At 42.3% G+C, this 20,351-nt stretch carries 20 protein-coding genes; 17 read left to right on the top strand and 3 right to left on the bottom strand.

Annotated elements, in window-relative coordinates; all coding sequences use genetic code 11:
• The first annotated feature begins 291 nt into the window (after positions 1–291).
• From mreB to recD2, 5 genes are all read left to right on the top strand, one after another.
• Positions 292–1,287, top strand: a complete 996-nt coding sequence (gene mreB / locus H8S51_RS15835) for a rod shape-determining protein (RefSeq protein ID WP_117920356.1) — start codon at positions 292–294, stop codon at positions 1,285–1,287.
• Positions 1,288–1,386: 99 nt separating this feature from the next.
• Positions 1,387–2,181: a flagellar hook-basal body protein gene (locus H8S51_RS15830; protein ID WP_186899899.1), complete on the top strand. Its 795-nt coding sequence runs from the start codon at positions 1,387–1,389 to the stop codon at positions 2,179–2,181.
• Positions 2,182–2,201: 20 nt separating this feature from the next.
• Positions 2,202–3,020 carry a flagellar hook-basal body protein gene (locus tag H8S51_RS15825; RefSeq protein ID WP_117920358.1) on the top strand — a complete coding sequence of 273 codons (819 nt, stop codon included), beginning with the start codon at positions 2,202–2,204 and terminating at the stop codon, positions 3,018–3,020.
• A gap of 34 nt (positions 3,021–3,054) precedes the next feature.
• Positions 3,055–3,408 (top strand): hypothetical protein, encoded by a 354-nt coding sequence (locus tag H8S51_RS15820; RefSeq protein WP_117920360.1) that lies wholly within the window; start codon positions 3,055–3,057, stop codon positions 3,406–3,408.
• A gap of 147 nt (positions 3,409–3,555) precedes the next feature.
• Entirely contained in the window at positions 3,556–5,769 is a 2,214-nt protein-coding gene (recD2, locus tag H8S51_RS15815) for an SF1B family DNA helicase RecD2 (RefSeq protein ID WP_186899898.1), read from the top strand.
• A gap of 130 nt (positions 5,770–5,899) precedes the next feature.
• On the opposite strand, the gene H8S51_RS15810 is transcribed toward recD2, so the two are convergent.
• From H8S51_RS15810 to H8S51_RS15800, 3 genes are read right to left on the bottom strand one after another with little or no spacing between them, the layout of a single operon-like run.
• Positions 5,900–6,694, bottom strand: a complete 795-nt coding sequence (locus H8S51_RS15810; protein WP_186899915.1) for an ABC transporter ATP-binding protein — start codon at positions 6,692–6,694, stop codon at positions 5,900–5,902.
• A gap of 1 nt (position 6,695) precedes the next feature.
• Positions 6,696–7,643, bottom strand: a complete 948-nt coding sequence (locus tag H8S51_RS15805) for an ABC transporter permease (RefSeq protein ID WP_117920366.1) — start codon at positions 7,641–7,643, stop codon at positions 6,696–6,698.
• A 26-nt stretch (positions 7,644–7,669) separates the two neighbouring features.
• Complete coding sequence (locus H8S51_RS15800) at positions 7,670–8,734, bottom strand: ABC transporter substrate-binding protein (RefSeq protein ID WP_117920368.1); 1,065 nt, start codon at positions 8,732–8,734, stop codon at positions 7,670–7,672.
• 198 nt (positions 8,735–8,932) lie between these two features.
• On the opposite strand from H8S51_RS15800, the gene H8S51_RS15795 reads away from it, so the two are divergent.
• The 12 genes from H8S51_RS15795 to rfbA all read left to right on the top strand — a co-directional run bounded on the left by H8S51_RS15795 (position 8,933) and on the right by rfbA (position 20,336).
• Positions 8,933–9,679, top strand: coding sequence for a ComF family protein (locus H8S51_RS15795; RefSeq protein WP_186899897.1), 747 nt, complete (start codon positions 8,933–8,935; stop codon positions 9,677–9,679).
• A 41-nt stretch (positions 9,680–9,720) separates the two neighbouring features.
• Positions 9,721–10,119 (top strand): flagellar protein, encoded by a 399-nt coding sequence (locus tag H8S51_RS15790; RefSeq protein WP_186899896.1) that lies wholly within the window; start codon positions 9,721–9,723, stop codon positions 10,117–10,119.
• 83 nt (positions 10,120–10,202) lie between these two features.
• Positions 10,203–10,628, top strand: coding sequence for a hypothetical protein (locus H8S51_RS15785; protein ID WP_117920374.1), 426 nt, complete (start codon positions 10,203–10,205; stop codon positions 10,626–10,628).
• Positions 10,629–10,683: 55 nt separating this feature from the next.
• Entirely contained in the window at positions 10,684–11,682 is a 999-nt protein-coding gene (locus tag H8S51_RS15780) for a hypothetical protein (RefSeq protein WP_117920376.1), read from the top strand.
• Positions 11,683–11,721: 39 nt separating this feature from the next.
• A complete protein-coding gene (cdaA, locus tag H8S51_RS15775) occupies positions 11,722–12,627 on the top strand; it encodes a diadenylate cyclase CdaA (protein ID WP_370775751.1) in 906 nt (301 codons plus the stop codon).
• On the top strand, positions 12,593–13,912 hold the full coding sequence (locus H8S51_RS15770) for a CdaR family protein (protein WP_118209363.1): 1,320 nt from the start codon (positions 12,593–12,595) through the stop codon (positions 13,910–13,912). Before cdaA ends, H8S51_RS15770 begins: the two co-directional genes overlap by 35 nt.
• A 27-nt stretch (positions 13,913–13,939) precedes the next feature.
• Positions 13,940–15,289 carry a phosphoglucosamine mutase gene (glmM, locus tag H8S51_RS15765; RefSeq protein WP_117920382.1) on the top strand — a complete coding sequence of 450 codons (1,350 nt, stop codon included), beginning with the start codon at positions 13,940–13,942 and terminating at the stop codon, positions 15,287–15,289.
• 69 nt (positions 15,290–15,358) lie between these two features.
• Positions 15,359–15,622, top strand: coding sequence for an HPr family phosphocarrier protein (locus H8S51_RS15760; protein ID WP_118209362.1), 264 nt, complete (start codon positions 15,359–15,361; stop codon positions 15,620–15,622).
• A 47-nt stretch (positions 15,623–15,669) separates the two neighbouring features.
• Positions 15,670–16,542, top strand: coding sequence for a dTDP-4-dehydrorhamnose reductase (gene rfbD, locus H8S51_RS15755; RefSeq protein ID WP_117920386.1), 873 nt, complete (start codon positions 15,670–15,672; stop codon positions 16,540–16,542).
• A gap of 4 nt (positions 16,543–16,546) precedes the next feature.
• Positions 16,547–18,178 (top strand): glucosyltransferase domain-containing protein, encoded by a 1,632-nt coding sequence (locus tag H8S51_RS15750; RefSeq protein WP_117920388.1) that lies wholly within the window; start codon positions 16,547–16,549, stop codon positions 18,176–18,178.
• 109 nt (positions 18,179–18,287) lie between these two features.
• Positions 18,288–19,370 (top strand): dTDP-glucose 4,6-dehydratase, encoded by a 1,083-nt coding sequence (gene rfbB / locus H8S51_RS15745; RefSeq protein WP_022112668.1) that lies wholly within the window; start codon positions 18,288–18,290, stop codon positions 19,368–19,370.
• An 87-nt stretch (positions 19,371–19,457) separates the two neighbouring features.
• Positions 19,458–20,336, top strand: coding sequence for a glucose-1-phosphate thymidylyltransferase RfbA (rfbA, locus tag H8S51_RS15740; protein ID WP_117920390.1), 879 nt, complete (start codon positions 19,458–19,460; stop codon positions 20,334–20,336).
• Positions 20,337–20,351: the final 15 nt, after the last annotated feature.

Raw genomic sequence — 20,351 nt, 5'->3', positions numbered from 1 at the left:
GTTTGTATCGGACTTATTAGCTAGTACTCTTAGAATATAAAATAAAAATGTGATGAAAATGTGATGATAAAATGAAAAATAAACAAAATAAATAAAAAAGAATGAAGATTTTCTTATTTTTTTTAAAAATGCGGTCCTGCCATAAAAAAACCTTTGAAAAATCCCATTTTTTGTATATAATAGGACTGTATATGTAAAAATAGGTTTAATGGCATTTCTGTGTCCGGGAGGACATGGGAATATTACCCATAGATTTTAGGAACAGAGAGACGAAAGGGGCAAGTATTTAAAATGATGAGTACAGATATTGGTATCGATCTCGGTACTGCCAGTATATTAGTTTATATCAAAGGAAAAGGTGTTGTATTAAAGGAGCCGTCAGTTGTGGCTTTTGATCGTGATACAAATAAGATAAAAGCTATCGGAGAGGAAGCAAGACTGATGCTTGGAAGAACACCGGGCAATATCGTAGCAGTCAGACCACTTCGTCAGGGTGTTATTTCAGATTATCAGGTTACAGAGAAGATGATCAAGTACTTTATACAGAAAGCACTTGGTAAAAAAACATTCCGCAAGCCACGTATCAGTGTATGTGTGCCAAGCGGTGTTACAGAGGTTGAAAAAAAGGCTGTTGAGGATGCAACCTATCAGGCAGGAGCAAGAGAGGTTGCAATCATTGAGGAGCCGATCGCTGCTGCAATCGGAGCAGGTATTGATATTTCAAGGCCATGTGGAAATATGATCGTAGATATCGGAGGAGGAACAGCAGATATTGCAGTTATTTCCCTGGGAGGCTCGGTTGTCAGCACTTCTATCAAGATCGCCGGAGATGATTTTGATGAGGCGATCGTTCGTTATATGCGTAAAAAACACAATCTTCTGATCGGTGAGCGTACCGCAGAGGATATCAAGATCCGCATCGGAAGCTGTTTTCCACAGGCACAGGCTGAGACGATGGATGTGCGTGGACGTAATCTTGTGACAGGACTTCCGAAAACGGTAACAGTTTCCTCAGAGGAGACGGAAGAGGCACTCAGAGAACCGACGCTTCAGATCGTGGAAGCCGTACATTCCGTACTTGAAAAAACACCACCGGAACTTGCAGCAGATGTTGCAGATCGTGGTATCGTGCTGACAGGTGGGGGATCACTGCTCAGAGGTTTAGAGGAATTGATTGAGGATCGCACGGGAATCAATACGATGACTGCAGATGAACCAATGACATGCGTTGCGATCGGTACCGGAAAATTCGTAGAGTTTTTAGCCGGAAAACGTGATGATGATTAATTTTATGAAAGATTTGCCGATACAATAAATGGAAGATATGCTTTGTGCACGGAAGATGTGATAAAAAGAACAAAAGCTGTGCAGAAATGGAGAGTTTACATGGTAAAAGGATTGTATACAGCGTATACAGGAATGATCAATGAACAGAACCGTCTGGATATTCTTTCCAATAACCTTGCAAATGCAGATACCAATGGTTATAAGAAAGAAGGAGCTACCAACCAGACATTTGCAGATGAACTTGCAATCAAGATTAAGGATACTTCCTATTATGGTATGCCACAAAAACTTGGAACCATGAGCATGGGGGTACACATAGGAGAGACTTATACAGATTACAGTCAGGGAAATTTCCGGGTAACCGATAATTCTACAGATTTTGCCCTGGATGGCGATGGTTTTTTTGCGATCGCTTATACAGATAAAGCTGGAAATACATCTGTGAAGTACAGCAGAGATGGAGCTTTTGTGGTAAATACAGCAGGTTATCTTGTCACGAAAGATGGCGATTATGTGTTAAACCAGAATGGCGCAATGAATGCAGATGCAGGAGCACGTATTCAGTTAGATCCGAATTTACCGATCACCGTTGATGAAAAGGGAAATATTTTTCAGAACAACCAGCAGGTCGGAACGATCGGTGTTGTAGATATAGAAGATTATAATTATCTGGCGAAGTATGGCGAGAATATGTATGATCTGGTAAATGGTGGGGTTCGTCAGGCGTCTACTGCGAAAGTAACACAGGGATGTATCGAATCATCCAATATCAATGTTGTTTCGGAGATGGTTAATATGATCACGATATCGAGAGCTTTCCAGGCAGGACAAAAGGTGATCAATGCTGTGGATGAAACACTCGATAAAGCGGTAAATCAGGTAGGAAGGGTATAAGCAGGAGGTAAACCGGAATTATGATGAGAGCTCTTTATACTGCGGCAACCGGTATGATTGCACAGCAGTCAAATGTGGATAATATTTCAAACAACCTTTCAAATGTTAATACAGTTGGATATAAACAGGAGAAGATGGAGTTTAAATCTTTGCTCTATCAAACCATTCAGACAAGAACAACCAGTGCAAATGGAGAGGAAAAACCGATTTCTGCACAGGTTGGACTCGGTACCAGGGTGGCATCTAACACCTCCATTTATACACAGGGATCACTGATGGCAAGTGAGAATGCTACTGACTTTGCAATCAGTGGAGATGGATTTTTTGCAGTGCGCGGAGCAGATGGAAAGACTTACTATACCAGAGCCGGTGATTTTGTATGGTCTGTAAATGCAGGTAATACATTGACTCTCTGCACAAATGAGGGCTATCCTGTTTTAGATTCCAATAACCAGCCGATCAATCTTCCGGCAGGTATCAGTGCAGAAAAAGTGATCGTCAGCGAAAATGGAAAAATTGGATATACCAATGCTGCCGGTAATTATGTAGATATGAATCAGACTATCGGGTTGTTCCAGTTTAACAACCCAAGTGGACTTGAAAAGGTAGGAACGAATCTTCTTGCGGTGACACCGGCATCCGGGAATGCCATGAATGAGTCTACGACGGCAAATCTTACTAAGAGTAAGGTTTTACAGAATTATTTAGAGGGGTCGAATGTTCAGGTTGCAGATGAAATGGTAAACCTGATCATCGCACAGCGTGCATATCAGCTTAATTCCAAGGCAATCACGACATCAGATGAGATGCTTGAGCAGGCAAATAATCTGAAACGCTAAGGACAGACAGCGGATATAGGAAAGGAAAAATGATATGATTTCCATGGACAGCATTTCATCATTGATCGATACAAGTAAGAATACGGCAGCTGCAAATCAGGCAAACTCTCTGCAGAACTCCTTAAACAGTATTTCTTCGGATACTTCCGAGGATGAACTGATGCAGGTATGCAAAGATTTTGAATCATATTTTGTGGAAGAGGTTTTAAAAGAGATCAAGGAGAGCCTGATGGATGATGATGAAGAGGATTCTTCTACATCAACGATGACTGATTATTATATGGATAATGTGATCGAACAAGTTGCTGATCAGGTTGTGGATGAAGTTGGAACCAGTTTTACACAACAGCTCTATGAGCAGATGAAACGTAATTATAATATTGAATAAAGGCGCGCAGATAAAATACAGTTTTGTAAAATCGGCGCAGCGAAGTAAGGTGTGCAGATAAGTACATAAATCAGTGCAGTTTTAATGGGAAAATGAATCTCTGCTTCAGAATCCCGTTAGACTGCATTTTTTAAATTAGTTACTGGAATGGAGAAAAAAGTGGAAAGTCTTGCAGGATATGTGGAACACATTATATATCGAAATGCGGATAATGGTTATACCGTCTTAAATCTGGTAAGCGGAGAAGATGAGATCACCTGCGTAGGGGTATTTTCTGCGATTGCAGAAGGAGAAAATATTGAGGCACAGGGAGAGTATACAGAGCATCCGACCTATGGACAGCAGTTTAAGGTGGCAAGTTTTGAGGAGAAAGCACCGGAGGATGAAGAGGCAATCGAGAGGTATCTTGGTTCCGGGGCGATCAAAGGAATCGGACTTGCCATGGCTGCGAGGATCGTCAGACGTTTTAAGGAGGATACTTTCCGGATCATAGAGGAAGAGCCGGAACGTCTTGCGGAGATCAAAGGAATCAGTAGCCGGAAAGCAATGGAGATTGCCAGTCAGGTGAATGAAAAAAGGGATCTGCGTCAGGCGATGATCTTTTTGCAGCAATATGGAATCACAATGAACCTTGCGGTTAAAGTATATCAGGAATATGGACAGGATATTTACAGTATTATCCGGGAAAATCCATACCGCCTGGCAGATGATATTGATGGAGTCGGATTCCGGACAGCGGATGAGATTGCAGCAAGAGTCGGGATACGCATGGATTCGGATTTCCGTGTGCGCAGTGGAATACTCTATACACTGCTTCAGGCAAGTGGGGAGGGACATACTTATCTGCCTGAAACGGAGCTGACACCGCGTGCAGCTAAATTATTGAATGTTACGGCGGAACAGGTGGAAAAACAGTATATGGATCTGGCGATTGAGCGGAAAATCATATTAAAGCAGATGGAAGATCAGACGCAGATCTATGCTGCATCCTTTTATTACATGGAAGCAAACACAGCAGCCATGTTGAAACGTCTCAATGTAAGCTATGATGTATCTGATATGGAGATAGAACAGCGAATCCAGGGAATTGAAAAGAAAAGCGGAATGACGCTGGATGAACATCAGGTAACGGCAGTCAAAGAGGCAGTGCGTAACGGACTGCTTGTGATCACGGGAGGACCGGGAACCGGAAAGACGACAACGATCAACACAATCATCCGTTATTTTGAACTGGAGGGACTTGAAATCTATTTGGCTGCTCCGACCGGGCGCGCTGCAAAACGTATGAGCGAGACGACCGGATTTGAAGCACGGACAGTTCACCGTATGTTGGAGTTGAATGGAGGAGCTGAAGGAAGCGGAGGATTTGAAAGGGATGAGAGCAATCCGCTGGAAGCAGATGTGATCATTGTAGATGAGATGTCGATGGTGGATATTTCTCTGATGTGCTCATTGCTTAAGGCAATTTCCGTTGGGACAAGGCTGATCCTTGTCGGGGATGTCAACCAGCTTCCGAGTGTCGGACCAGGCAGTGTACTCCGTGATATCATTCAGTCACATGCCTGCAATGTGGTCATGCTGACAAAGATTTTCCGACAGGCATCCACCAGTGATATTATTGTCAATGCGCATAAGATCAACCATGGAGAAGAAGTGGTGCTAGACAATAAGAGCATGGATTTCTTTTTCTTAAAAAGATATGATGCGGATGTGATCATCAATGTGGTTTTGCAGCTGATCAAACAGAAACTACCTAAATTCGTAGATGCCACGCCGTATGATATCCAGGTGTTGACGCCGATGCGCAAAGGCTTGCTAGGGGTAGAGCGTCTGAATGGAATTTTGCAGCGTTATATGAATCCGCCGGCAAATGATAAGGTAGAGAAAGAGTATGGCAGTACAGTGTTCCGCGAAGGGGATAAAGTTATGCAGACGAAGAATAACTATCAGCTGGCGTGGGAAATTCGTACAAAATATGGTCTGACTGTGGATAAAGGTCTCGGAATTTTCAATGGAGATATGGGGATCATAAGACAGATCAATGATTTTGCAGAGCAGATGATCATTGAATTTGACGAGGGAAGAATGGTGGAGTATCCTTATAAGCTATTGGATGAACTTGAGCTTGCCTATGCGATCACGATACATAAATCGCAGGGAAGTGAGTATCCTGCAGTTGTTATTCCTCTGCTCAGTGGTCCTATGATGCTGATGAACCGGAATCTTTTGTATACTGCGGTCACGCGTGCGAGAAAGTGTGTGACATTAGTCGGCAATGAAGTGACTTTTCAGCAGATGATTCAGAATACCTCGCAGCAGAAGCGGTATAGCGGACTCTGCGACCGCTTAAAAGAAAATTAAATAATAAAAAGCTGCCATACAATTAGCAGCCGATGAAAAGTTTTTAACACCGGTCATATTGTATGGCAGCTTTTTGATTCATTACATAAATACATGCGGAGCATGTAAGTGGTTGCTATGAAAGCAGTTGCTATGAAAGCAACGCTTTATCATTGGCAAATTCTTCGCCGCTGACTTTCTCAAACTGATGGAGAAGATCCTCGACAGTCAGTTTCTTTTTTTCTTCCCCGGAGATATTTAAAATCACTTTTCCCTCATGCATCATGATCAGACGATTGCCATGTACGATGGCATCCTTCATATTGTGTGTGACCATCATGGCGGTCAGATGATTTTCTGAGATAATCTTATCGGAAATCTCAAGCACTTTTGCGGCAGTTTTTGGGTCAAGTGCAGCAGTGTGTTCATCTAACAGTAAAAGTTTTGGCTTTTTGATCGAAGCCATTAAAAGTGTGATCGCCTGGCGTTGTCCACCGGAAAGCAGACCGACTTTGCTGGTGAGACGGTCTTCAAGTCCGAGATCTAAGGTTTTGAGCAGCTCCCGGTAAGTGTCACGTTCCTGATGGGTGATACCCCAGGAGAGCCCGCGTTTTTCTCCACGTCTTGCTGCAATTGCCATGTTTTCTTCAATTGACATAGTGGTTGCGGTTCCGGTCATTGGGTCCTGAAATACACGTCCGAGATATTTGGCACGTTTGTGTTCGGATAACTTAGTAACGTCATCGCCTCCGATATATATTTTACCGGAATCGATCGGCCATACACCGGCAACTGCGTTTAACGTAGTTGATTTACCGGCACCATTTCCTCCGATGACAGTGACGAAATCACCTTCCTCTAAGGTCAGGTTGACACCGTTTAGTGCAACTTTTTCATTGATGGTTCCTGGATTAAAAGTTTTATGGATATTATCAAGTTTTAACATTTCAGCCATTGACAGACACCCCTTTCCTGCCGTATTTGGACTTGAGATACGGGAATGCAAGGAAAATCGCCACGACGATGGCGGAAAACAGTTTTAAGTCATCAGACGGAAGTTTCAGCCACAATACGATATTCATTACAATATAGTAGATGATCGCTCCACCGATTACAGAAAACATGGTATACGCAAATGCTAGATGCTTTCCAGCACATAATTTTCCAAAGAGGACCTCACCGATGATGACAGCGGCAAGTCCGATTACAATGGCACCACGTCCCATGTTGACGTCTGCAGCTCCCTGATATTGTGCGTAAAGACCACCGCACAGACCGACGAGACCATTTGAGATCATCAGCGCAACGACAGTATGGAAATCGGTATTGATACCCTGTGCACGCGCCATCTGGCGGTTACATCCGGTTGCACGGATCGCATGTCCCTGTTCTGTCCCGAAATACCAGTATAAAAGTGCTACGACTGCAACACAGAACAGGACACAGGTGATAAATAAACGGATTTTTGTGGAAGAAGAATCCGAAATATACCGCAGGGAAACCACTAATGGATACTTGTCAACACTGACAGCCTGATTGGAACTTCCCATAATATTTAAGTTAATGGAATAGAGGGAGATCTGTGTCAGAATACTGGCAAGGATTCCGGGAATTCCGAGTGCAGTGTGCAGGATTCCGGTAATAAATCCGGCTGCCATGCCTGCTAAAAATGCAAAAATAAGTGCTGCCCATGGGTGCATGCCGGAGCGGATCAGCATTACGGCAACGGCACCGCCGGTGGCAAGAGAACCGTCTACGGTAAGGTCAGCAAAATCCAAAAGTCTGTATGTAATATATACACCCAGTGCCATCAGCCCCCAGACCAGCCCCTGCGCGAATGCGCCGGGCATGGAGCGGAAGAGAGCCATCGGGTCTAAAGACATAAGTATTGTCATAGGAAAACCCCTTATCAAAAATATTTTTATTCAGCAGCGATGGCTGTATAGTCATCCGGAACAGTGATGCCAAGCTGTGAACAGATATCTGCATTGTACTCTTTTGTAACATTTTCTGCATACTGTACATCCATGGTAGAGATATCAGCGCCGTTTACTAAAACATCGTATGCCATTTTACCTGCAGCATATCCGATGTCATAGTAGCTGATGGAAAGGGTGGCTACACCACAGCCGGAGCAGATACCTTCCTCACCGGCAATGATCGGAACACCTGCCGGAAGGGCGATATTGTTGATGGATTCAGTATTGCCTGCCATGGTATTGTCAGTCGGAATATAGAGAACATCACAGTCGCTGACGGCACTCTGTACGACAGAAGCAATGTCGTTGGAATCCGATACAGTGTATTCTTTATAGGAAATATTGTCCTCATCGAGGGCTTTTTCAAACTCTGCTGCCTGATAAGCGGAGTTCGGTTCTGCGGAGCAGTAAAGAATACCGACATTTTTGGCATCCGGGAATAATTCGACAAGCATGTCTTCCTGCTGGTCGATCGGGGCAAGATCTGCTGTTCCGGATACGTTTGTTCCAGTGGAACCTGTCCAGTTGTCAATATCAAGTGCAGTTGCATAGTCTGTGACAGAAGTTCCGATAACAGGGATCGTGCTGGTCGCTGATGCTGCACACTGCAGTGCAGTTGTTGCATTTGCCATGATCAGATCATAGTTGTTAGATACGAACCCGTTATTGATGGTTGCGCAGTTTGCCTGCTCGCCCTGTGCATTCTGCAGATCAAAGGTAACATTGTCAGCGCCGAGTAATTCGGTCAGAGCGTCTTCGAATCCCTGTGTTGCCTGATCGAGAGCCGGGTGCTCTAACTGCTGGCAGATACCGATCGTGTATTTTTTACCATCGGAAGAGGTGCCAGCAGCGCTTTCGGTGGCTGCTGCATCAGATGTCTGTGCTGCATCGGAAGATGATGCATTTGTTGTACTGCCTGTGTTTGTTGTGCTGTTTCCGCATGCTGCAAGTGAAGCAGCCATGGCTGCTGTCATTACGACAGATAAAATTTTCCTGTAGTTTTTCATAGAATCCTCCTTTAGGACTTTAAAGTGTTATCGCTTTTAATAAACAAATTATAAAGACCTGAATCGTTTTCGTCAACTATTATTATTCAGTATTGTGTATCCGTTTATCTGTATAGTAAGAAAAAATTAAGAAAAACTTTATGGTATATATGATGTAAAAATGATATCCTTTGCAAGGAGAGATCGGGAAAGGATCTTATGAAAACCGGAAAAAATGGAATTTCCTCATATGGAAGAAAAATAATATTTCAGATACTTGAAATCCTTTACCCCCGAAGGTGTGCAATCTGTGATGAAATCGATGCGGCAGGAAATGGAATCTGTTCGTCATGTAAAAACAAAGTACATGTGGCAGGAGAACCTGCATGCAAAAAATGCGGAAAACCACTTGTGGATGAGCGGGAAGAGTTTTGTCCGGATTGTGGGAAAAAGAAGCATGTGTATACACAGGGAAAGGCAGTGTTTGTTTATGAGGGTGGTATAAGAAATTCAATGTACCGCTTTAAATATGGAAATAAAAGAGAATATGCAGAGTTTTATGCGGATGCTGCAATAGAAAAGTATGGGACATGGCTGAAGCGGACAGAGGCAGAGGTGTTGATTCCGGTTCCTATGTTTCCACGGAAAAAACGACTGCGTGGATACAATCAGGCCGAAGTATTTGCGCAGGCACTTGGGAGAAAGACGGGGATTCCTGTTGAGAGGCATCTGATAAAAAGAGTGAGAAATACAACACCCCAGAAAGAGTTAAATGATTTACAGAGACGCAGTAATTTAAAAAATGCTTTCCAATTGACATCAGATATAGTAAAATATAAGAAAGTCGTACTTGTGGATGATATATATACAACAGGAAGTACGATGGACGAAATATCAAAAACCCTGAAAGAGTCAGGTGTGAAAAAAATATATTATATCTGTATTAGTATCGGAGAAGGGTATTGACAGATTGACAGAATGACAGAATGACAGGAGGTCATGCCAGTATGGAAGTAAAAAATTGCAAAGGTTGTGGACGTTTATTTAACTATATGGGGGGCGCACCGTTATGCGATGCCTGCAGAAAGAAACTGGAAGAAAAGTTTCAGAAAGTAAAACAGTATCTTGATGATCATCCGGATGCTTCTGTGAATCAGGTTTCCGAGGATAATGATGTGTCGGTGAAACAGATCAAGCAATGGATCAGGGAAGAGAGACTTTCACTGTCAGAAGCATCACTTGATGGGATTACCTGTGAACATTGCGGCAGACCGATTCGGACAGGACGTTTTTGTGAAAAGTGTAAAGCTGCAATGGCAGATTCATTCGCAAACTCGATCGAAAAACCAAAGCCTATAGAACCACCGAAAAAAGAGCGCGACGGAAACAGAATGCGTTTCTTATAAGAAGAGAGCAGGGCCTGACAGGTGGTCCTGCTTTATTATCATGTGATATAAAATACAGCCTGGTATGAGAAAGGAAACGCAGCATGGTCAATGAACAACGACTGCACAGTATGATAAAAATAGCAAAATTTGATGCAAACGATGGAAAAAGCTGCAAACCAATGATCCAGTATGCAAGGAAAGATTATGTGGCATTACAGCTTTTAAAAAGTTTTGTGATCGGCACGATTGCCTTTTTTATAATGTTAGGACTATGGGTACTCTATTCCATGGAAACACTGATGAAGCAGATCAATAATATGGATCTTATACAATCTGCCATTACGTTGGGAATATTATATGGAGTTTTTATGGTAATTTATCTTCTGGCTACATATATTATTTTTAATGTGAAATATACTTATGGCAGGAAAAAGGTAAAAAAATACTATGCGGGTTTAAAAAAGATCAATGCAATGTATCTGCGGGAAGAACGGTTGAAATCAAACGGAAACAAAGACTGGGAATGACAACAGAAAGTAATGTGGAAAATGAGAGTTTTCGCATGCAGGAATGGAGATTAGTATGACAACCTTATTGGAATTAAAAGAAAAGTTAACGCGTTTTTATGGAAAATATGATATATACATTACACCGGTTATAAAATTTGCTGTTGCACTCACAGCATTTTTAATGATAAATCATAATATCGGCTACATGGAAAAAATCAGCAGTACACCAATCGCGCTGATCCTGGCACTTATCTGTTCGATCCTTCCGGTCGGAGGAATTGTCTTTATTGGTTCTGTATTGATTCTTGCGGATATGTATGCACTTTCTCTGGAAGTATGTATTGTAGCACTTATCTTGTTTATTCTGATCTACATTCTGTACTTTCGTTTCTCTCCAAAAAACGAATATGGAGTGTTTTTGACACCGATCTGTTTCGGATTAAATATTCCGTTTGTGATGCCGGTTGGTATGGGACTTTTACGGGAATTATATTCCATGTTTTCAATGGTCTGTGGAATCATTCTCTACTTCTTCTTAAATGGTGTAAAGCAGAATGCGACAACACTTGGTGGAGTGGATGAGAAGGAAGCAGCAACGTCAAAGATCGTTGTTGCATTAAATCAGCTTCTGGGCAATAGGGAAATGTATCTTGTACTTGCAATTATGGTAGTTACTCTTGTCATCGTTTACATTATACGTAGAATGTCCATTGAACATGCATGGGCGGTCGCAATTATTTTTGGTATTCTGTTCGAGGCAGTTGGCATGATTGCAGGGGATATGGTACTTGGAATCAGCGGGAAAACGGTTACAATCCTGGTGGGAAGTATTATTTCCTGTGTGATTGCGTTTGGGATCCAGTTCTTATTTTTTAATCTGGATTATTCAAGAACAGAGAGACTTCAGTTTGAAGATGATGAATATTATTATTATGTAAAAGCTGTGCCAAAAGCGATTGTTGCAGGTACGGATAAAAAAGTGACCAGATTCGGCGGAAAAGAAGAGCAGGACCGTATGACAAAAAAGCGTTTCGCAGAAGAAATGGAGATTGACGAAGATCTGCTGGATTAGTTGTTTTAAATACAGATAGCGGAAAGGAAAGTGAAGCAGGTGCAGAATGCGATGGCGACCATGGGCGCATTTTGGGAAAAAGCGTCTATTTATTTAAATTTACCAAAGATTACAATGACAGATATTGTGGAAATTCTTATCATAACATTTCTGTTTTATTATATGCTTGTGTGGATCAAAAATACAAGAGCATGGGTACTGTTAAAAGGTATTATGGTAATACTGCTGTTTGTTCTGGTTGCGGCTGTATTTCAGATGAATACGATCATCTGGATCGCAAAGAACACATTAAGCGTCGCTATTACTGCCATAGTTATTATTTTTCAGCCGGAGATCAGAAAGGCACTGGAAAATCTTGGACAGAAGAACTTCCTTACTTCTTTTTTCGCGTTTGATTTTTCAAAAGGGGAAATTGCAAAATTTACAGATAAAACGATCAATGAACTGGTAAAGGCATGCTATGAGATGGGAAAGGTCAAAACAGGTGCACTGATCGTTATTGAAGATGAAATTGTCCTGTCAGAGTATGAAAGAACAGGAATTGCGGTGGATGGAATACTGACAAGTCAGCTTCTCATCAATATTTTTGAAAAAAATACGCCGCTTCATGACGGTGCAGTGATCGTGCGGGGAGACAGAGTGGTTTCTGCAACCTGTTATCTGCCGCTTACAGATTCCTTAAGTATCAGCAAGGATCTTGGAACAAGGCATCGTGCAGCAGTCGGAATCAGTGAAGTAAGTGATTCACTTACGATCGTTGTTTCAGAGGAAACAGGAAAAGTTTCCATTGCCATGGGTGGTGAATTGTACCGCAATGTGGATGCAGAGTTCTTAAAAAATAAACTTGCATACATACAGCGGCGTGAAAAGAAAGTAAGCAAAATTGAATCATGGAGAAGGAGGCTTAAGGATGTTAAAGAATCTCGTAAAAAAACTGACGAATAATCTTGGCCTCAAAGTACTGGCTTTATTATTTGCGATCGCTTTGTGGATTGTGGTGGTCAATATTGATGATCCGGTCAAACCCGCACAGTATACGATCAGTGTGACGCAGGATAATATGGATTATCTTACTTCAAATGGAAAGTATTCCGAGACACTTGGTGGAAAAAATACTGTTACGTTTACGGCATCTGCAAAACGAAGTATTCTGGAAAAGCTATCCAACACGGATTTTACCGCTGTTGCAGATATGGAAAAGATTGAATATGTGGAAGGGGACGGCATTTGCCGTGTTCCGATTACAATTACGTGCAGTAAATATAACAGTAATACGGTTACCATTTCATCCAAACAGCAGTATCTGGATGTAACAGTGGAAGACCTTGGAAATGTACAGAAAAAGATTACTGCAAACACGGAGGGTACGGTCATGAACGGCTGTGCACTCGGAGATGTTTCAATCGTAACATCGAATCTTTTGAAAATATCAGGACCTTCTTCTGTTACAAGCCAGATCAGTACGGTGGTTGCAACGATCAATGTTGATGGAATGTCATCGGATGTGACGGATACGGTGGTACCGGTTTTATATGATGCGGATGGCAATGAGATTGATGCCTCAAAGTTAAAAATGAATATCAATACCGTTACGATCACGGCACAGATATTAAATACAAAAGATGTAGATCTTTCGTTCCAGACAAAAGGAAATGTGGCATCCGGGTATACGTTAAAAGGAATTACCTACAGCCCGAAAAAAGTCCGGATCAAAGGAGAGACAGATGTACTTAACAAGGTGACTAAGATCACGATACCGGATGAGGTATTAGATATGAGCGGTGCGACGGAAGACGTTGAGACAACTGTGGATATTACATCTTATCTTCCGGATGGAACTTCACTTGTACTTGCAGCAGATGCAAAAGTGGAAGTGAAGGTAAAAGTAGAACCGATCACAACAAAGACGTTTGAGGTGGATGCATCGGCATTTACTCTTGAAAACATTCCGGATGAGGCAAAGGCAAAGATTACAGAAGAAACGATCGAGGTTGAGATCACCGGAGCTGAAAGTGATATTAAAAAGTTGTCAGCAGATGATATTACAGGTACTGTCAATCTGCAGGGATATGGAAATGGTGAACATAAGGTTGCTGCAGATATAGATGTTGATAATGAACTTTATCAGGTGAAAACCGTACGGATACCGGTTGATATTACTGTCGAAAATACGGAAAATGAAACAAAAGCAACAGAAAGCAGCAAAAAGAATGCTTCTAAAACAGAATAAAAGAAAATGATAACTGGAGGAAATACAATGGCAAGAATGTTTGGTACAGATGGTGTGCGTGGAGTAGCAGGATCAGAACTTACGATCGAGCTTGCAACAAAACTTGGACAGGCGGGAGCTTATGTGCTTACGAAAGAGCAGGAACATCAGGCAACTATTATTGTTGGCTGTGATACGAGAATTTCAGGAGGAATGCTTGCGAGTGCACTGATGGCAGGAATCTGTTCCGTTGGAGCGAATGCTATTTTTGTTGGGGTAATGCCGACACCTGCAATTGCATATCTGACAAGAAAACATAAAGTGGATGCCGGAGTTGTTATCTCTGCGTCTCATAACCCGATGGAATTTAATGGAATCAAGTTTTTTAACGGTGAGGGATATAAACTTTCTGATGAGCTTGAAGATGAGATTGAAGCACTGATCCGCAATAATATGAAAGATGTTAATCTGCCGATCGGTTCCGGAGTGGGTAAGATTGATTACCGTTTTGACTTGCGGGATGAATATGTAGAGTTCATGAAAAAATGTGTTCCTGTTGATCTGACAGGCATGAAGATCGTGGTTGACTGCGCAGAGGGAGCTGCTCATTATACATCCGTGAAAGCATTGAAAGATCTTGGAGCTGATCTGGTGGCGATCCATACAGAACCGGATGGAACCAATATCAATGCAAACTGTGGTTCGACGCATATGGACGAATTAAAAGCCAGAGTAGTTTATGAAAATGCCGCCGTTGGTATTGCATTCGATGGGGATGCAGACCGTATGCTTGCTGTGGACGAAAAGGGCGAACTGGTCGATGGAGATCAGATCATGGCGATCTGCGGTAATTATATGAAACAGAAAGGCACCTTAAAAAAGAATACGATCGTTGTCACTGTAATGACAAATCTTGGTTTTTCATTGATGGGAGAGCGTGAAGGCATTCATGTGGAAAAGACAAAGGTTGGAGACAGATACGTCCTTGAAAATATGAGAGAACATGGATATAATATCGGAGGCGAACAGTCAGGACACGTTATCTTCCTCGATGATAATACAACGGGAGACGGACTGCTTTCCGCACTTCATCTGCTTGAAGTTATGGTAAAAACGAAAAAGCCATTATCAGAACTTGCATCTGTCATGGAAGTATTGCCGCAGGCACTTGTAAATGCAAAGGTGCCAAACCATAAAAAAGATAATTTCATGGATTATCAGGAGATCGCGGATGCCGTTGCAAAATTAGAGCAGAAATTTAATGGAGAAGGAAGAGTGCTGATCCGTCCATCCGGTACAGAACCGCTTGTCCGTGTAATGATCGAGGGAAAAGATCAGCACGTGATCGATGAGGAAGCAAAAAAATTAGCAGACCTGATCACAAAGATCATGCTTTAAGATCTGTATGAAATCAAAGCGGCTGCAGAAAAATGCAGTGATAAAATAAACAGTCTGGAGGGATTTACTATGGTAAGTCAGAAAGTAACGATCAAGAATCCAACGGGGCTTCATTTGAGACCGGCTGGAATTTTATGCAAGGAGGCTATGCAGTTTAAATCTCATGTGACATTTCGGTACAGAGAGAATACAGCAAATGCAAAGAGTGTATTGAGCGTGCTTGGTGCATGTATCAAGTCCGGGGATGAGATAGAACTTGTCTGCGAAGGTGAAGACGAAAAGGAAGCGCTTACTGCAATTGTGACAGCGATTGAAAATGGGCTGGGTGAGTAGTCTCCCAAATATTATTTTCATAAAAAAGTACAGCAATGGAGAAAAAAATGAAAAAGATATTAGTGACAGGATGTAACGGACAGTTAGGACGTGCAATCCGACAGGAGTATAAAGATGAAGATGTTTCCTTTATCAATACAGATGTTGCTGAAGGTGAAGGTATCGTAGCACTTGACATTACAGATGTGAATGCAGTCCTTCGGCTGGTTCGTACAGAAAAACCGGATGTTATTATAAACTGTGCAGCACATACCAATGTGGATGCCTGTGAACAGCAGTGGGATGCTGCATACCGGATCAATGCGATCGGACCGAGAAATTTAAGTATTGCAGCAAGAGAAGCCGGAGCAAAAATGATTCACGTTTCCACAGATTATGTATTTGAAGGAAATGGAACAAGACCGTATACGGAGTTTGATGAGATCCATCCGGTCAGTGCTTATGGAAAGACAAAAGCAGAGGGAGAAAAATTTGTCCGTGAATTTGCAGACAGATATTTCATTTTCCGTACAGCGTGGCTCTATGGAGATGGGAAAAATTTTGTCAAGACAATGCTTCGTCTTGCGGAGTCACACGATGAAGTCAGCGTAGTATGCGATCAGCAGGGTTCTCCGACAAGTGCGGTGGAACTTGCAAGAGCAATACATCATTTTGAACCGACAGAAAATTACGGTACATTTCATGCAACCTGCGAGGGCGATACGAACTGGGCGGCTTTTGCGGAAGCAATCTTTAAACGTGCAGGGAAAACAACAAAAGTTAACCATGTCACAAGTGAACAGTATGCTAAAATGAATCCGGCTTCTGCGAACAGACCTGCATACTCGATCCTTGAGAACTATATGATGGAACTGACAGATGGCTACAAAATGGCTGACTGGCAGGCTGCACTTGATGAATATATGAAAACACTGGAATAATACAATGACAGAATATATCAAAAAACATTACCGGCTGATTTTGCTGTCTGTAATTGCAGCACTGGTCTGCTTTGGATATCAGGCGTTTAATGCGAATATCAGGATCGATACGGAGGAACTGATCAATCATCCCGGATCTACATTAGGATGGCTTACCATTGGAAGGTTCGGGTTGGTTCTTTTAAAACGGATTCTTGGTCTTGGGGTACACAAAGCGGTAAAGAGCGGTATTCTGATGCTTTTGTTTTTTATCCTTGGTGGTAACGTGCTGACATATGGCTGTTATTATTTTTCCGGGAAAAAGGATGAAAAACCTTATTGGATATTTACCCTGCTTTATATGACATCAAATATATGGAGTTTTCAGTTTTATTTTTCCATGCAGCAGGCGGAGATCGCACTGGCAATGCTCCTGGTGGCAGTTACGGGATTCTGGATGTGTGATATCTGTTTTCTAGAGGAATATAAAGAAAACAGAAGTGCAAAAAATCTGTGTAAAACAGTGCTGTCTGTGGCATTTCTTGTAATAGCGCTTGGAACTTATCAGGCACTGGCAGCTTATTATATCACAGTCTGCACCATGTTTTTCTTATTGATCTTCTGGCAGGTCAATGGAAAAAGAAAAAAATGGGGGCTGCGCATCGTTTTTCTGGCAGTTCACTTTGGAGTTGCTTATCTGATATACAAAATGATCGCAGATACCTGGTTCATGGCGGCTGGTGACTATATGGAAGGACAGAGCAACTGGGGAATGCTGTCGGTCGCTGAGTGTATAAAGAATGTTCTTCGTGTTGTAAAAAACCAGCTTCTTACAGTCGGGCCAAGAAATTTTTCGTTTTACGTGATCGGTATATTGCTTGCATTCTTTGCAATATGGGCTGTATGGAACAAAAAGGCAGAAATAGGCCGCACCGGTTTTGGAATATTTACAGCAGGAATGCTTTTTATGCTTATTACGCCATTTTTAATGACAATATATGCTGGTGCAATGCTGGTAACAAGAACGCAGTTAGCACTTCCGGTTGCGGCGGCATTTCTGGCAATGTTTGGTGTGATGACCCTGAAAGAGCGGCAGGCTTCTGTGGCACAATCAGAAAAAGCAGAACAGGACAGAAAAGTGTGTCATAAGCTGCAAATGATAAGCAATGCTGTAGTACTGCTTGTCATTGTGACTGCAGGCGGGCAGATCTGCTATAATTTCAGAATGCATAATGCAGATCAGGTGAGATATGAACAGGATGCACTGCTTGCAGATCAGATTGCAGATGCCTTAAAAAGGGAGAGCTCCAAAGTGGATGCAGATCCTGTGGATAAAAAGGTGATATTTATCGGATACCGTGAGCCGCAGTTAAATGGCTGGAACCGTCGCACCGAAATGTATGGCTGGTCATTTTTTGAATGGGATTATACCAAAGAGCATCCGGCAGGTGCAACACACCGGATCACCGGATTTTTAGAGGCACATAACGGAGTACATCTGGATGATGGCTATTCCTGGGATATGGAAAATAAAGCTGCGGCATTATCGGAAGATATGCCGGTATTTCCGGCGGATGGGGCAATTCGCATGGAGGACGATATGGTGATCGTAAAATTGTCCGAAATTACGGAACGCCCGGCAGTGGACTGGTGGTAGAGACAGTCTGCCTGCAGGATAGATACCTGCTGGTGGTAGTTACTTGTACAGATAATAAAAGTATGGTAAAATGACGAGAGATTTTGCAGATCATAGAATGGAGAAAATTATGAGAACTTATTTGGTAACCGGTGGAGCCGGATTTATTGGATCTAACTATATTCATTACATGTTTCGCAAATATGACAATGAGATCAGGATCATCAATGTGGATGTGCTTACCTATGCAGGTAACCTGGAAAATTTAAAAGACGTTGAAAATCGTGATAACTATACCTTTGTGCGTGCAGATATTACAGATAAAGAGGCAATTACAAAGATTTTTGCAGAAAATGACATTGACCGCGTTGTACATTTTGCGGCAGAGAGTCATGTAGACCGCAGTATCAAAAATCCGGAAGTATTTGTAAAGACGAATGTGCTTGGAACAGCAGTTATGTTGAACTGTGCAAAAGCTGCATGGGAACTGCCGGATGGCAGTTTTAAAGAAGGAAAGAAATTCCTTCATGTATCAACAGATGAGGTATATGGTTCCTTAGAGGATGATGGAACATACTTTTATGAGACAACACCATATGCACCGCACAGCCCATATTCAGCAAGCAAGGCATCTTCGGACATGCTTGTAAAGGCTTATATTGACACTTACCATTTCCCGGCAAACATTACGAACTGTTCTAATAACTATGGACCGTATCAGTTCCCAGAGAAACTGATTCCACTTATCATCAATAATGCGCTGCATGGAAAGAAACTCCCGGTATATGGCGATGGAAAGAATGTCCGTGACTGGCTGTATGTGGATGATCATGCAAAAGCGATCGATATGGTTCAGGAAAACGGCCGTCTTGGTGAGACTTATAATGTTGGCGGACACAATGAAAAACAGAATATCGAGATTATCAATATCATCATAGATACACTGCTTGAGATGCTTCCAGCAGATGATCCGAGACGTGCACTTGTAAGCAAAGATCTGATCACTTACGTGGAGGATCGAAAAGGTCATGACAGACGTTATGCGATCGCACCGGATAAGATCAAGGCTGAGATCGGCTGGGAGCCGGAGACAATGTTCAAAGAGGGTATCAGAAAGACGATCGCATGGTACTTTGAACATGAGGACTGGATGAAAAACGTTACCAGCGGTGATTATCAGAAATATTATGAGGATATGTATCAGAACAGGTAAGAAGATGCAGGCAGCAGTACCGTCAGATGGGGCGATACTGCTTGTTTGCGTTTTATAATGGTGGTACAAAACATGGAGGATTGATATATGAAAGGTATTATTTTAGCAGGCGGTTCCGGAACAAGGTTATATCCGTTAACAAAGGCGATTTCAAAACAGATCATGCCGGTGTATGATAAACCGATGATCTATTATCCATTATCCACACTGATGTTAGCTGGGATAAGAGAGGTTCTGATCATTTCCACACCGAGAGATCTGCCGGTATTTGAAGAGTTGTTTGGGGATGGAAGCCAGCTTGGAATGAGTTTTTCATATGCAGTGCAGGAGCAGCCGAGAGGACTTGCGGATGCATTTATTATCGGAGAGAAGTTTATTGGAAATGATGCTGTTGCATTGGTTCTTGGAGACAATATCTTTTACGGACAGAGTTTTTCAAAGGTTCTGCGCAGTGCGGCAGAGCGTACACAGAATGAAAAGGGTGCAACGATCTTCGGTTATTATGTCAGAGATCCGAGAGAGTATGGCGTGGTAGAGTTTGATGAGAATGGAAAGGCCCTTTCCATTGAGGAAAAGCCGGAGCATCCGAAGTCAAATTATGCGGTGCCGGGACTTTATTTTTATGACAATGATGTTGTACAGATCGCAAAAAATGTAAAGCCGTCTGCAAGAGGTGAGATCGAGATCACATCTGTAAATAATGCGTATTTAGAGCGTGGTGATCTGAGCGTTGAGACACTTGGCAGGGGATTTGCATGGCTTGATACAGGAAACCACGATATGCTGCTTGCGGCTGCAGATTTTGTGTCAGCGATCCAGAAACGTCAGGGACTTTATGTGTCCTGTATCGAAGAGATCGCATACAAACGCGGATTTATAGATAAAGAGCAGTTGTTAAAACTTGCAGAACCGCTTCTTAAGACTGATTACGGCAAATATTTAGTAGAGGTTGCCGAGGGACTTTAAAAAAACAGATAGCGA

Source organism: Roseburia rectibacter, from assembly GCF_014287515.2.
GTDB lineage: Bacteria > Bacillota > Clostridia > Lachnospirales > Lachnospiraceae > Roseburia > Roseburia rectibacter.
This window is presented reverse-complemented; position numbering and strand designations above follow the sequence as displayed.

Excerpts from the sequence above, each read along its gene's own strand:
- mreB (WP_117920356.1), top strand. The coding sequence starts at position 292 with ATGATGAGTACAGATATTGGTATCGATCTCGGTACTGCCAGTATATTA.
- H8S51_RS15830 (WP_186899899.1), top strand. The coding sequence starts at position 1,387 with ATGGTAAAAGGATTGTATACAGCGTATACAGGAATGATCAATGAACAG.
- H8S51_RS15825 (WP_117920358.1), top strand. The coding sequence starts at position 2,202 with ATGATGAGAGCTCTTTATACTGCGGCAACCGGTATGATTGCACAGCAG.
- H8S51_RS15820 (WP_117920360.1), top strand. The coding sequence starts at position 3,055 with ATGATTTCCATGGACAGCATTTCATCATTGATCGATACAAGTAAGAAT.
- recD2 (WP_186899898.1), top strand. The coding sequence starts at position 3,556 with ATGGAGAAAAAAGTGGAAAGTCTTGCAGGATATGTGGAACACATTATA.
- H8S51_RS15810 (WP_186899915.1), bottom strand. The coding sequence starts at position 6,694 with ATGTTAAAACTTGATAATATCCATAAAACTTTTAATCCAGGAACCATC.
- H8S51_RS15805 (WP_117920366.1), bottom strand. The coding sequence starts at position 7,643 with ATGACAATACTTATGTCTTTAGACCCGATGGCTCTCTTCCGCTCCATG.
- H8S51_RS15800 (WP_117920368.1), bottom strand. The coding sequence starts at position 8,734 with ATGAAAAACTACAGGAAAATTTTATCTGTCGTAATGACAGCAGCCATG.
- H8S51_RS15795 (WP_186899897.1), top strand. The coding sequence starts at position 8,933 with ATGAAAACCGGAAAAAATGGAATTTCCTCATATGGAAGAAAAATAATA.
- H8S51_RS15790 (WP_186899896.1), top strand. The coding sequence starts at position 9,721 with ATGGAAGTAAAAAATTGCAAAGGTTGTGGACGTTTATTTAACTATATG.
- H8S51_RS15785 (WP_117920374.1), top strand. The coding sequence starts at position 10,203 with ATGGTCAATGAACAACGACTGCACAGTATGATAAAAATAGCAAAATTT.
- H8S51_RS15780 (WP_117920376.1), top strand. The coding sequence starts at position 10,684 with ATGACAACCTTATTGGAATTAAAAGAAAAGTTAACGCGTTTTTATGGA.
- H8S51_RS15770 (WP_118209363.1), top strand. The coding sequence starts at position 12,593 with ATGTTAAAGAATCTCGTAAAAAAACTGACGAATAATCTTGGCCTCAAA.
- glmM (WP_117920382.1), top strand. The coding sequence starts at position 13,940 with ATGGCAAGAATGTTTGGTACAGATGGTGTGCGTGGAGTAGCAGGATCA.
- H8S51_RS15760 (WP_118209362.1), top strand. The coding sequence starts at position 15,359 with ATGGTAAGTCAGAAAGTAACGATCAAGAATCCAACGGGGCTTCATTTG.
- rfbD (WP_117920386.1), top strand. The coding sequence starts at position 15,670 with ATGAAAAAGATATTAGTGACAGGATGTAACGGACAGTTAGGACGTGCA.
- H8S51_RS15750 (WP_117920388.1), top strand. The coding sequence starts at position 16,547 with ATGACAGAATATATCAAAAAACATTACCGGCTGATTTTGCTGTCTGTA.
- rfbB (WP_022112668.1), top strand. The coding sequence starts at position 18,288 with ATGAGAACTTATTTGGTAACCGGTGGAGCCGGATTTATTGGATCTAAC.
- rfbA (WP_117920390.1), top strand. The coding sequence starts at position 19,458 with ATGAAAGGTATTATTTTAGCAGGCGGTTCCGGAACAAGGTTATATCCG.